This is a genomic window from Bacillus salitolerans, from assembly GCF_042680805.1.
GTDB lineage: Bacteria > Bacillota > Bacilli > Bacillales > SA4 > Bacillus_CJ > Bacillus_CJ salitolerans.
This window is the reverse complement of sequence record NZ_JBHUEM010000001.1, coordinates 201311-214750: the sequence shown is the minus strand read 5'-3', so window position 1 is coordinate 214750 and position 13440 is coordinate 201311. Positions and strand designations below refer to the sequence as shown.

12 protein-coding genes are annotated in these 13440 nt (G+C 37.1%); 4 read left to right on the top strand and 8 right to left on the bottom strand.

From position 1 onward, the window contains the following. Nucleotides 1-226: 226 nt before the first annotated feature. Together cls and uvsE are read left to right on the top strand one after the other, a co-directional pair. Nucleotides 227-1417 carry a cardiolipin synthase gene (gene cls, locus ACFSCX_RS01020; protein WP_377926220.1) on the top strand — a complete coding sequence of 397 codons (1191 nt, stop codon included), beginning with the start codon at nt 227-229 and terminating at the stop codon, nt 1415-1417. Between the two features lie 33 nt (nt 1418-1450). Beyond that, nucleotides 1451-2407: a UV DNA damage repair endonuclease UvsE gene (gene uvsE, locus ACFSCX_RS01015; protein ID WP_377926219.1), complete on the top strand. Its 957-nt coding sequence runs from the start codon at nt 1451-1453 to the stop codon at nt 2405-2407. Nucleotides 2408-2442: 35 nt separating this feature from the next. Here uvsE and ACFSCX_RS01010 read toward each other — a convergent pair whose 3' ends face one another. The 5 genes from ACFSCX_RS01010 to ACFSCX_RS00990 form a co-directional block, all read right to left on the bottom strand. After that, nucleotides 2443-2619, bottom strand: coding sequence for a XapX domain-containing protein (locus ACFSCX_RS01010; RefSeq protein WP_377926218.1), 177 nt, complete (start codon nt 2617-2619; stop codon nt 2443-2445). A gap of 86 nt (nt 2620-2705) precedes the next feature. After that, nucleotides 2706-4376 carry an arginine--tRNA ligase gene (gene argS / locus ACFSCX_RS01005; RefSeq protein WP_377926217.1) on the bottom strand — a complete coding sequence of 557 codons (1671 nt, stop codon included), beginning with the start codon at nt 4374-4376 and terminating at the stop codon, nt 2706-2708. After that, nucleotides 4373-4816 (bottom strand): YwiB family protein, encoded by a 444-nt coding sequence (locus ACFSCX_RS01000; protein WP_377926216.1) that lies wholly within the window; start codon nt 4814-4816, stop codon nt 4373-4375. The genes argS and ACFSCX_RS01000 overlap by 4 nt, the downstream gene beginning before the upstream one ends. A gap of 219 nt (nt 4817-5035) precedes the next feature. Continuing rightward, nucleotides 5036-6076, bottom strand: coding sequence for an ABC transporter permease (locus ACFSCX_RS00995; RefSeq protein ID WP_377926215.1), 1041 nt, complete (start codon nt 6074-6076; stop codon nt 5036-5038). After that, complete coding sequence (locus ACFSCX_RS00990; RefSeq protein ID WP_377926214.1) at nt 6073-6942, bottom strand: ABC transporter permease subunit; 870 nt, start codon at nt 6940-6942, stop codon at nt 6073-6075. The genes ACFSCX_RS00995 and ACFSCX_RS00990 overlap by 4 nt, the downstream gene beginning before the upstream one ends. Before the next feature lie 140 nt (nt 6943-7082). Here ACFSCX_RS00990 and ACFSCX_RS00985 point away from each other — a divergent pair, with 140 nt between their 5' ends. Next, nucleotides 7083-7805: a DUF421 domain-containing protein gene (locus ACFSCX_RS00985; RefSeq protein ID WP_377926213.1), complete on the top strand. Its 723-nt coding sequence runs from the start codon at nt 7083-7085 to the stop codon at nt 7803-7805. A gap of 98 nt (nt 7806-7903) precedes the next feature. Here ACFSCX_RS00985 and speB read toward each other — a convergent pair whose 3' ends face one another. Together speB and speE are read right to left on the bottom strand one after the other, a co-directional pair. Beyond that, nucleotides 7904-8782, bottom strand: coding sequence for an agmatinase (speB, locus tag ACFSCX_RS00980; RefSeq protein WP_377926212.1), 879 nt, complete (start codon nt 8780-8782; stop codon nt 7904-7906). A gap of 50 nt (nt 8783-8832) precedes the next feature. Further along, nucleotides 8833-9663 (bottom strand): spermidine synthase, encoded by an 831-nt coding sequence (speE, locus tag ACFSCX_RS00975; RefSeq protein WP_377926211.1) that lies wholly within the window; start codon nt 9661-9663, stop codon nt 8833-8835. A 457-nt stretch (nt 9664-10120) separates the two neighbouring features. Between speE and ACFSCX_RS00970 the strand changes: the two genes are divergently transcribed. After that, nucleotides 10121-12205, top strand: a complete 2085-nt coding sequence (locus tag ACFSCX_RS00970; protein ID WP_377926210.1) for a transglycosylase domain-containing protein — start codon at nt 10121-10123, stop codon at nt 12203-12205. 646 nt (nt 12206-12851) lie between these two features. Here ACFSCX_RS00970 and ACFSCX_RS00965 read toward each other — a convergent pair. Beyond that, nucleotides 12852-13370 carry a YwhD family protein gene (locus ACFSCX_RS00965; protein ID WP_377926209.1) on the bottom strand — a complete coding sequence of 173 codons (519 nt, stop codon included), beginning with the start codon at nt 13368-13370 and terminating at the stop codon, nt 12852-12854. Nucleotides 13371-13440: the final 70 nt, after the last annotated feature.

The window sequence follows — 13440 nt, the reverse complement described above, 5'->3', positions numbered from 1 at the left end:
GACAAGTTTTTCAAATGCAGTTCGTTCATCAGGGAAAAATACCCTTTCCAAACAATTTAAATAGTAATAAAAATTCAGACTTTTAACTCTATACTTCTATTATAATATGAATGAGCATTCAGTCAACACAAATTCTTTCAATGCATCATTTTTTCCTTATCCGGTGAAACTAACAACCAGCGTTTTCATTAGAAATAATACGCTACATGCTAGGAGGGACCAATTCATGGAAATCTTCTCCCTAATTATTATAATGATACTTGCTTGGCTTGCGATTGATTTCAAGCTTGGGCGTTTTTTTCATTTAAAGAAAGTACGCAAAAGGGAATATCCGAAACGCCATAGTCAAATAACATTATTCAAAACTGGACAGGATTTATATAATGACTTCTTTTACGAGATTAAGAAAGCCAAAAAACACATCCATATTTTATTTTATATTGTAAAGGATGATAAAATCAGTCATTCCTTTCTTAAACTATTGATGGAGAAAGCAAAGGCGGGCATAGAAGTACGCCTTCTCCTAGATAGAATTGGCAGCAAAGTACCAAAACAAACGGTCCGTGCCTTAAAAAAAAGTGGTGTTAAATTCCAATACTCCCATATCCCTAGGTTTCCATTTATTTTTTATTCACTCAATATGCGAAATCATCGAAAAATATCGGTGGTCGATGGCTCGATAGGTTATCTAGGTGGATTTAATATCGGTAAGGAGTATATTGGACAAGACCCTAAGCTCGGAGATTGGCGTGATTACCATCTTAGAATAGAAGGGGAAGGTGTCCAAGATTTACAAACACAGTTTTTAAACGACTGGTTTCACGCAACCAATGAATCATTACACGATGAAGAAGGCTTATTTCCTGAGTTAACAACAGGACCTATCCTACACAAATTAATTCCTACAGACGGAGCGTATTTACGTCATGCCTTTCTTGAGCTTATCCAAAATGCAAAGCAGGAATTAATTATTGGTTCTCCTTATTTCATACCAGGTAAGGAAATGGCTCAGGAACTAATTAATGCAGCCAATCGTGGTGTTAATGTATCGATAATTGTTCCAATGAACGCTGATCATGCATTTGTCAAAGAAGCCTCATTTCCCTATTTCAAACCTTTATTAGAAGCTGGTTGCACGATATATCGCTATAATAACGGTTTTTTCCATGCCAAAGTTATTGTAATGGATAGTGATGTCTGTGACATTGGAACAGCCAATTTTGATAAGAGAAGCTTACATTTAAATCATGAAATAAATTGCTTTATTTATGATCAAGCCTTTATTGCTAGAGTTAAAAATAGTTTATTAAAGGACTTTGAAAAAGCAGAGGTACTAACGATTGAAGAGCTTGAAGATCGCTCTCTTTTTCAGCGTGGAAAAGAGTCATTATCTTCCCTTATTTCAGGATTGCTGTAAGCAATTCCAAACGGAAAGGCTGGTGGAATAAACATGAGGATTCGATTTGGTTATGTTGCCCATGCCTTATCATTGTGGGACAGCTCAACTTCCAAAACGATTACATTTACGAATTGGAAGAAGTTAAAGAAAGACGAGCGGATTCCGAAATTAATAGAGATTTCAAAAAGAAATATTGAAAATACAAAACGTGCTCTCCACTATAATATTGCTCATGGAATCAAGCTTTATAGGTTATCCTCTTCAATCGTTCCTCTTGCCACACACCCAGAAGTTAAGTGGAATTACAAAAAAGATTTACAGGCTGATTTTCGCGAGCTCGGGGAACTAATTAAACAATATGGCCTACGCACCAGCTTTCACCCTAACCAGTTTACTCTGTTTACAAGTGATAAACAGCACGTTACCTCTAATGCGGTGAAGGATATGATGTATCACTATAACCTTCTAGATATGATGGGAGTTGAACGCTCTTCTCTCATCAACATACATATTGGCGGAGCCTATGGAGATAAACATGCAGCGATTGAAAGGTTTCATCAACATATAAAGCTTCTCCCGATGACGATTAAATCGAGAATGACACTAGAGAATGATGATAAAACATATACGGCAAGTGAGACCCTAGAAGTGTGCAAAAAACAATGTATCCCCCTACTATTTGATTACCATCATCACATGGCAAATTGCTCAGGAGAGCCGCTCGAGGAACTTCTTCCTGAAGTGTATAAAACTTGGGAGCATTTTGGTCTGGTTCCAAAGGTACACCTTTCATCGCCCAAATCCGCTTCTAACTTTCGTCATCACGCAGACAACGTTGATCTAGATTTTATCATGCCATTTTTAAAGGCTGCTAAATCCATTGGGGATGATTTTGATATTATGGTTGAGGCAAAGGAAAAGGATCGAGCAATGCTAAAGCTTGTGGATGATATTTCTTCAATTCGGGGAGTAAAACGAATAGGAGGAGCAACCGTTTTTTGGAAGTAAAAAACTCCTTCTCATACTATGAGAAGGAGCTATTGTTATTTTACCCAAGGGAGCAATGGACCAATCCAGCTGAAAAGCTTGAAGCCCAAATATACTCCTACTATTCCTGTTACTCCTGCTAGAGCTGGAGGTGCTGGAATAGGTAGCCTCAGTAAGGCAAATAAAAATCCTACGATAATTCCTGTTAGTAATGCTAAAATTACTTCTTTCATCCGTTTCAATCCTTTCTTTCTGATTCTTTACTGTTCAGTATGCACAAAACAGGCAACTACAATTTGTAGTTGCCACTATTGTCCACCTACATTTTTTCCGGAGCCGAAACGCCAATTAACGATAAGGCATTTCTAAGCGTCGATTGAACAGCTTTCATAAGTGCAAATCGCACTTTACTTACTTCAAGCTTCTCAACATCTAATACCTTCTCCGCATTATAGAAACTATGCAGAGCAGACGATAATTCAAATACGTAGTTTGTGATACGGTGTGGCATACGTTTGATGGCTGCTTCTGCAACGGCTGCTGGAAACTCACCTAGCTTTTTAAGAAGCTCGATTTCTTTTTCTGATTGTATTAGAGAAAAATCTAACTCATCCTCATAACTCAAGTTCATTTCTTCTCCCTGACGTAAAATACTACAAATTCGTGCATGGGCATATTGAGAATAATAAACTGGGTTTTCATTTGATTTAGAGACTGCAAGGTCTAAGTCAAAATCCATTTGTGTGTCAGCACTTCTCATCGCAAAGAAGTAACGCATGGCATCGACTCCAACCTCTTCCATTAGTTCTCGTAAAGTTACTGCCTTCCCTGTACGCTTAGACATCTTAATTTTCTCACCATTTTGGTAAAGCTGCACCATTTGGATAATCTCAACATCTAGAATGTCACCAGGGTAGCCAAGAGATTGTATGGCAGCTTTCATACGTGGTATATATCCGTGGTGATCGGCGCCCCAAATATTTATTAGCTTCTCATGACCACGGATAAGTTTATCCTGGTGGTAGGCAATATCTGGAGTTAAGTATGTGTAAGTGCCGTCCTGTTTAATAAGCACACGGTCTTTATCGTCCCCATATTGAGTAGAACGTAGCCATGTTGCACCATCTTCTTCAAAAATCATTCCTTGTTCTTTTAATTTTTGAAGTGCTGTATCAATTTTTCCGCTCTCATAAAGGGATGTTTCTGAGTACCATACATTAAATGGAACGCGGAAGCTTTCTAAATCCTTCTTTAACTTTTCTAATTCAACCTTTAATCCATACTGTCGGAAAAAATCAAAACGTTCTGTTTCACTTACATTGATATAACGATCCCCATATTCTTTTGCTAGCTGGTTCCCTATTTCGATTATATCTGCACCGTGGTATCCGTCCTCTGGCATCGGTTTATCATGACCTAACGCTTGGAAGTAGCGTGCTTCCACTGACAGGGCTAAATTATTTATTTGGTTCCCTGCATCATTTATGTAATATTCCCTTGTTACTTGAAACCCTGCTTTCTCTAATATGTTACAAAGTGAATCCCCAACAGCTGCTCCGCGGGCATGTCCTAAATGTAGATCTCCAGTTGGATTAGCTGAAACAAATTCTACGTTTACTTTTTCGTTATTCCCTGTAGCCGTTTCGCCATATGAATCCCCTGCTTTAATAATTGTTGGAATTAATTCAGTTAAGTAGCTATTGTCCATGTAGAAGTTGATAAATCCAGGACCTGCGATCTCTAGCTTTTCGATTGACCCTTTTGACTTATCAAAATTTGCTACAATCTCCTCTGCAATAGTTCGAGGTGGCTTTTTAGCTACACGAGCCAGCTGCATGGCCATGTTTGTTGCATAGTCGCCGTGCGCCTTTTCCTTTGGCAGCTCTAACACTACATCTGGTAGTTGATCTTCATGGGCTAATCCCGATTTTATAACAGCATTTTTGATTTCATCCTTTAACCGTTCTTTTACTTGATCGACAATATTCATGAATGGTTCTCCTCCTTAAATTGTATGACTATTTGGTATATGCCTAATTTATTCCCTAACATGCTAAGTCTATATTGTAGTTCAAAATCCCCTTGTTTATCTCTCGGATTCCAGCTACTCTGTATTTTATCTGTATTTGCGGTCATTTCCATTTTTCCCTGTACGTTTTCATACATACCTTTTGTTGTTTCACCTACTATAAAAGGTAGCTTCATCGTAACAGTCCCTGTCCGTTTAATCCAAGCCTCATGATTGGACCATCTTACTGTCGTTTTAACAGACTCCCCATTATGTAACTTTTCGTCAAATCGGAGATAAGAATTTCTTCCTTTTATGTAGTATAAGCCTGTTGTCGCAAATGAAAAATGAGCTTTTTCACCTTGATCATTTATTTCACTAGAAAAGGTGATTTGAACTGCTACCCCTTCCGATTGCCCCATTATTTCACACCCTTATCCTTTATAACTTAATAAGTATATAGATTTCTTTGGAAAAGTTCAACATCGCACTTATAAGGATAAGAGATGTGGGAAATCAGAATGACTTTGTTTCATTCTAGTGCAGGAACCAATAATTATTTAATTTTTATGCAATGTCCTAATTGGAACATAACGTATCCTTTATATATAACAACAAAAAAACCAGTGTTTCCACTGGTATTAACCCGCTATCGATTGTTGTTTCTCTAATTCAAAGCTCTTTTTATGAATTGTTTCATCCGTAGTATCGGTTTCTTGATTTTTGCTGTGGTTTACTTTCTCTTTCTTCTTTTTCGATCTTGTTTCTCCTGTACTAACCTTCGTAAAGCCTTCAATCATTAAGTTAACAGCAAATATCGTTATCGCAAAGAACAAGATAGGAGTAAAAGGAATCCAAATAGCTGTATATAAGTGTTGCTGTGCGTCACCGATTAAACCTGACCATTCTAACGTTGAAGATGACGGTGGATCTCTGAATAACGGATCATAGGAAACGACCGTCCCTCCGAAAAATAGTTTTAATAGACCTAAATGGGAGAAAATGAGTAGAACCTGAACAACTTGTTGCCCAAACATAATCATAAATTTCTCCTTCATTGAAGGAAGGATATGTTTTCTAATAATATGCCACCTGCTTGCCCCTAACGTTTGAGCACTGATGATATAGTCCTTTTTCATAATGAAAGACCCTTCATTTCCAATCAGAACACTTAAAATGGGGAGTGTTAATACAGTTAATACCACTACCTCAATAACAACACGTTCTGTAAGCGTATGTTGATAGCCAGCTGGTCCCATCCAAAGGACCGGGTATAAAATGTAATAGGCAATCAAGCTTAATGGAATATAGTGAAATGAATCGACAAACCCATTAATATATTTTCGTGATTTCGTTAAATAGGAACTTAAAATCATTCCAATTGGAATAGCAACTAATACTCGTAAAAAGGCAATTCCAAGAGCTGCTAAGATCGTAAACTTTGCTCCGATAATAACCTTGTGTAGCATGTGGAATCCATCTCGATCCGTTCCAAACCAAATCTCTTTACTTGGAGATAAGGGAGAGGAATCAACAATCCTACCATTATCATCATATAAATAGCGGTCCTGTGGAATTTCATTATGATAAATTGCGGTATACAGAAAACTTGAAAGGACCAGTCCAACAATAACAAGAAATCCAATTAAGAACAAAGGTTGGGTTAACAGCCTTTTTATCATAAAGACTCCCCTCCACTCACAACATTTTTAACTATTGATTCAGCAATGTTATATAGGATAAAGATTGGTATAAAAAATAAGAGTAACCCGATTGTAAAAATCGTTGGTGTCATGTATTGGGTTAAGAAGCGTGTAATTCCAAAAATATTAAATAAGTATTCTAATATAAATAAATTCGATAACATAAACCAAACTGCTTTCTTCGATTGGAAAAATAAGCTAACCGTTGCATTTCGAAGGATATGAACAAGTAAAACACTATAGTATGAAACACCCTTCATTTTCGCTAAATAGACGTAATCTTTAGTTAGCTCTTGTTCAAATAACAACATACTTAACCTATATAACTGAATGGTTGGAAAGATTGCTAAACAGAGGATAGGTAAAAGGTACGCCCTTTCCTCTTGTAAGGACACGAAGTTTAACAATAAGATATTTGTTTTCTTATAAAAATAGATAATAAAAAACTGCATTAAGAAGACGATCAAAATGTCTGGCAACGATTCAAATAAGTATATAAATAGTTTGGATTTTCCTCTATGTTTGGCTGGTAATAGCATCGTTAAAAATGTAAATAGCGTTGAAACTAGATAAGCCAATAATAATGCACAGATTAAAATCGTGATAGAGTAGAAAACAGGCTCAAATAGAAAAGGGAATAGATCACGTTCTACTCCGTTCCAATCATAGGTTAAGCTTTTATATTGTGATATTCCTTGGATGATTTCCTTAATGGTTTCATAGTAGCTAGTAGAGTTAACAAAGCTTCCATTAACTGTATTAAACAAAGACGGTATGGCACCTACAAAGATAATCCCCACACACGCCACTAAGAATTGAATGCTAATTTCGAAAATACGTGGCATTGATGCTCCCCCTAAAAACAGTTTCCTAAAAGTTGTGACTTTTCTATCTTTTTTATCTTTAAATAATATCACACAATTTGAGAAAAATAGGAAGTAAAATAATAAAATTTTTACAAATATTTCATTTTAGAGGAGTTTTTATGACAGATACATTACGAGAATTAGCAATTGTTCTTGGAAGAATTGTTTCGATATTGCCACTCGTTTTAGTTATGACTTTATTTATGGGAAGGAGATCAATTGGGGAACTCCCTGTTTTTGATTTCCTTACAATCATTACACTCTCAGCAGTTGTTGGTGCCGATATTGCTGATCCTAAAATTGAGCACTTACACACTGCCTTTGCCATTGTCGTTATTGCCCTATTTTCCAGATTTACTGCATATTTAAAAATCCGACATCGAAAACTGGGTAGGGCCATTACATTTGAGCCTGTAGTTGTGATTCAGGACGGTCAGTTTGTCGTAAAGAATATCAAAAGAATACGGTATTCGCTTGATAATATTCTTTCGTTACTAAGGGAAAAGGATATATTTGATATTAATGAGGTTCACCTTGGGATTATCGAGGGAAGTGGAAATTTATCCATTTTGAAAAAAGGTGCGGCATCGTCCGTAACTAGAAAAGATTTGGGGATCTCTGACCAATCAGTTACCATTGGGTTTCCCGTCGTTGTTGAAGGAACACTTTACGAGAGCGTGCTACTGGATTTCTCATTAACCGAAGAGTGGCTCCGAAACCAATTAGTCAACAGAGGAATAAACCGATTGGATGATATTTTTTTTGCTTCGATTGATACAAATAAGAATATTCACATTACAATGAAACAGCAATCCTTATCTACTCCTTCTATATATCATTAAATACATTAGCTATGTGTCCTCCAGTTATATAGAAAAAATTATGTCTCCAGTTGATTTCTATTAAAAAAGCTGAGACTGTTTTGTCTCAGCTTTTTAGACTATTTTTTAGGAACCCATCCTAAAATCATTTCACGAATTAATTTACTTGCCGTATTAGCTGTTTGTTCAGATGGATCATAAATTGGAGCTACCTCTACTAAATCTGCTCCGACAACTTTTACATTAGAATGAGCAATTTCATGAATGGAAGCAAGTAGCTCCTTTGATGTAATACCACCAGCATCTACAGTACCTGTACCAGGTGCATGAGCAGGGTCTAGTACATCAATATCAATGGTTACATAAACCGGACGTCCCGCAAGCTTCGGTAAGATCTCTTTTAATGGCTGATGTACATCAAATTTCGAGATATGCATACCCACCTTCTTTGCCCACTCAAATTCTTCCTTCATTCCCGAGCGAATACCAAATGAATACACGTTTTGTGGTCCTATAAGCTCGGCTACTTTTCGAATTGGCGTAGAGTGAGAGAAAGGCTCCCCTTCATAATGCTCACGTAGGTCTGTATGAGCATCCATGTGAATGATGGCTAAGTCAGGGTACTTTTTATACATTGCTTTCATGACAGGCCAAGATACTAAATGTTCACCGCCCATCCCTAATGGAAACTTTCCATCAGCTAAAAGATTGTCAACATAATCTTCAATCATATCAAGGCTTTTACCTGGATTACCGAATGGTAATGGGATATCGCCAGCATCAAAGTATTTCACTTCTTCTAATTCACGATCTAAGTAGGCACTATATTCCTCAAGCCCGATTGACACCTCACGAATACGTGTTGGACCAAAGCGTGAACCTGGTCGATAGGACACGGTCCAATCCATCGGCATACCGTAAAGTACAGCTTCACTTTCTTCATAATTAGGATGACTCTTAATAAATACGTTACCAGAATAAGCTTCATCAAAGCGCATAATTTTACCTCCTTTTAAAAAGGAACAGGATATCCTGTCCCATTCCATAACTATTCTTTAACTAGGTCTGCTACAAACTTCGGTAATACGAAAGCTGCCTTATGTAGTTCTTTCGTGTAATATTTTGTATCAATTTCATGGAAACGATCTTCTGACACTTCCAGAGGATCATGTTTCTTTGAACCGATTGTAAATGTCCACATTCCACTTGGATAAGTAGGGATGTTTGCAATATAAAGTCTTGTAATAGGGAAAATCTCTTTTACATCACGTTGAACGTTCGTAATTAATTCAGGTGTAAACCAAGGGTTATCCGTTTGAGCAACAAATACCCCATCTTCTTTTAGTGCTTTTGAGATACCTGCATAAAAACCTTTTGTGAATAGATTAACCGCTGGACCAACTGGCTCTGTTGAGTCAACCATAATAACGTCATACACATTTTCACTTTGAGCGATGTGCATAAAACCGTCATCTACCTTTACCTCTACACGAGAGTCTTCAAGCTTACCAGCAATCTCAGGTAAATACTTTTTAGAGTATTCAATAACTTTCCCATCGATTTCAACTAACGTTGCTTTCTTTACGCTAGGGTGCTTTAATACTTCGCGAATGACGCCACCATCACCGCCACCAACGACTAGAACGTTTTCTGGATTTGGATGAGTAAATAAAGGAACGTGTGCAACCATTTCGTGGTATACAAACTCGTCCTTTTGAGTTGTCATGACCATTCCATCTAAAATCAACATGTTTCCAAATTCTTCAGTCTCAACCATATCAAGCTTCTGAAAATCAGTTTGTTCCGTATGTAAGGTTTGTTTAATTTTCATTGTAATTCCAAATTTTTCAGTTTGTTTCTCTGTAAACCATAATTCCATTTGTTCATCACACCTTTCTACTAGTTCCCACATCTGGTCTTAATTACACTATACTATCGTTCCCTTTTAGAACAATTAAAAACCATTGAATAGAAAATCTCTGCCTCTTCTATTCAAATGGTAAATTTTTTACACAAAAGAAAAATTAACAAAACGAGTAAATAATGTACAGCAGTTCAAAGTATAAAACAACTAACACAAAATGCATAGTAAAAAGTAAAAGAATGTCGAAAAAAATATGATTCCTTCTTTCATTTTCTTCCGCAATAAAATATGAAGGTTCTTCATTTCAAAACACCACAATTTCCCACAACGATCATTTCTTAAATATTGGATTTACATTTTCACACTCCATGATTTTACACAAAATTAGTAGCTGTATGTTTAAAATGTTGATTTTTCTTCAATACTGTTGAGGAGTATTTTGAACCATGCCATAGTGTGTAGGTGGTCATTAATGGAAATCATCACAAATCAGCGATTTCGCCAAACGTTAAAATATATACGTGCTCTATTTTTTATTAGCTTAATCATGTCCATTTTTTTTATGATGGGGTGGGTAAGTGTATTAATATATGCAAAAATTCAAGGCCCCCCTCCACTTGCTGTACCTCAATCCACCGTCTACTATAGTGCAGATGGTCAAGTAATTGGTGAAAGTAGCCAAGGTCAAACAAGGTATTGGGTGGAGTTACAAGAGATTTCACCTGATCTTATCAATGCAACCATATCTATAGAAGATAGACGTTTTTTTGAGCATAACGGCTTTGATTATAAGCGTATTGCCGGTGCAGCCATTGCAGATATCAAGGCAATGGCCAAGGTGCAGGGGGCTAGCACGATTTCTCAGCAATATGCCCGTAATCTCTTTTTAGAACATGACAAAACATGGAAGCGAAAAGTGTTAGAAGCCCTTTATACATTACGTCTAGAAATCAATTATTCTAAAGAACAAATTTTAGAAGGTTATTTAAATACGATCTATTATGGTCATGGTGCATACGGAATCGAAGCGGCTGCCAATTTTTATTTTAATAAACAAGCAAAAGATCTCACGCTAAGTGAAGCCACTATGCTAGCTGGTATCCCTAAAGGACCAAGTAGCTATTCTCCGCTAACAAATTTTGAACAAGCTAAATTAAGACAAAAACTCATTCTCCAATCAATGGTCCAAAACAAGCTATTATCGAGTGAAGAAGCGGCTATTGCTGAGGCTGTGCCACTATCCTTTTATGCAAAGTTTGATAACAAGCATCAAGATATTGCTCCTTATTTCCAAGATGCAGTTAAACAAGTACTTCGTTCCTTAACAACGATTACAGATCGAACGATTCAAATGGGAGGATTAAAAGTATATACAACCCTTGATCCGAAGGTTCAACAAATTGTCGAGGAAAAAATAGCCTCTACCATCGATCCTAAATCTGAGATTCAAGCAGCAGTAATGGTAACAGACCCTTCTACCGGACATGTCAAGGCACTGGTAGGCGGGAGAGATTATTCAATAAGTCAGTTTAACCGAGCAACACAAGCAAAAAGGCAGCCTGGGTCAACATTTAAGCCATTTCTTTACTACTCGGCAATCGAACAAGGCTTTACTCCTTCTACCCAGCTTAGAAGTGAGTATACGACCTTCAGATTTGGAGAAAAAGAGGAACTGACATATTCTCCCAGTAATTTTAACGATTATTATGCCAATGATACGATTACCTTAGCACAAGCTATTGCTCTCTCCGATAATGTATTTGCGGTTAAAACTCATCTTTCACTTGGTCAGCAAGCACTTATTGATACAAGTCGCCGGATTGGTATTTCCGGTAAGCTACCTGAAGTACCATCTTTAGCACTGGGAACATCTACGGTCAAAATGATCGATATGGTCAATGCTTATGGTATTCTTGCTAACGGCGGAAAAAGGATAGAGCCTACCTTTATTCAAAAAATCGTCAATCATCACGGAGAAATCATCTATGAGAATAAAGTACATAAAGAGCAGATTCTAGATAAGGATGCTGCATTTGTAACGACTCATATGATGACAGGTATGTTTGATGAAAAGCTCAACGATTACACGAAGGTGACTGGTCGAACAATAAAAGATAAACTTACTCGAGTGTATGCTGGGAAATCAGGAACAACGAGTACAGATAGCTGGATGATAGGATACTCGCCTAATCTTGTTACAGGAGTTTGGATAGGATATGACCGTGATCATACGTTGGATTTAGCAGCTGAAAAGAGATATGCTAAAACCATTTGGGCTGATATCATGGAGGAAGCACTGAAGGAGGAACCAGTTCAAGCCTTTAAACCTACCTCTGGTGTAGTAGGAGTGTATGTAAATCCTCATAACGGCCTTCTAGCAACAGAAGCATGTCCCGTTGCTAGACTCACTTATTATCTCCGAGGATCAGAACCAGATGAATATTGTACAGACCATTTACCGCATCAATATAATAACGAGGGACCACCTATACAAATAGATATTGTTCCAGAAGATGAAGGTTGGATCGATAAACTAATGAAGTGGATCTCACCTTAAAGTGATAATAAAAACACTAGGAAGCTTTCCTAGTCAGGCTGTCGAGAACGATCTCGGGCAGTCTTTTTTTATGTTCCACCATTATGATTCTATAGGAATTTGATGAGGATTGAGGTTTGGGTTCTAATAATCGACATTTCGAAGTGGTTTGCGATGTGAAAAGTTGAATAACAGGATTTAATCGACATTTCGAAGTGGTTTGCGGAGTGAAAAGTCGAATAACAGGATTTAATCGACTTTTTGAAGTGGTTTGCGGAGTGAAAAGTCGAATAACAGGATTTAATCGACTTTTTGAAGTGGTTTGCGGTGTGAAAAGTTGAATAACAGGATTTAATCGACTTTTTGAAGTAATCGCTACATACCTTGCTAAACTTTCCCTCATCACTTGTTGTTTTAAGAGGAATCCTATTTAATCTTCACAGAACATATTCCATATTTATCAGAACCTACATTGACTTCTTTTAGCCAGCAAAAAACCGTAGAGGAATATCCCCTACGGTTCTTTGTGTCCTAGTCTTACAGTGTAGTAAGACTGTATACAATAGTTTACTTTTTTTCAAGAAAAAGCTCAACCCTTATTACAAACGTTCAAGAAAATGTCATAAAGTGAAAATATAGATGATCAGATAAGTCATTCTGTCGATTTTCACAAGGTATTCAAATCAATTTTTAGCTTTTCCGATGACCTTTCCCACATGTCTGCATCGTGGTGCTTTAAAAAATCGGCTAATATCTTTTTGGATGGCTCATCCATATGGTCAACGATTATATGACGCTTTAATGACTTATCCATTTTATTAACATGATCTGGTAAAGACTTATATCCTCGTCGAATTTCGCGGTCTACGGTCATTTCACAGCTAGTTACCCCTGCGTAAAAAGATCCTTGTTGTCCACGTTCTATCGTAACCCATACTAACCAATATAACTTACCATTCGGAACCTCTTCTTTATTTGCAAGAAATTTAATTCCTTTCTCTACTACACTTCTTGCATGCATCGCTCCAATATCAACAAAAGCCTCCCCTGCTTCAGGATCAACGAATACAGGTGAAATATTGTCAAGACTTAGGGCCCCTCCGGCACCAAAGCCTCCGTGTCCGTCTGTTGGATCATTTTTTATAATGTTGAAGCCAATGGTTTTTTTCTTTTTTTCTTGTTCCATATGCGACCTCCTCTTATTTATTCCATTTTATCTAACAAAAGGACCTAAGTTCAAGAAATGGACACTTTTT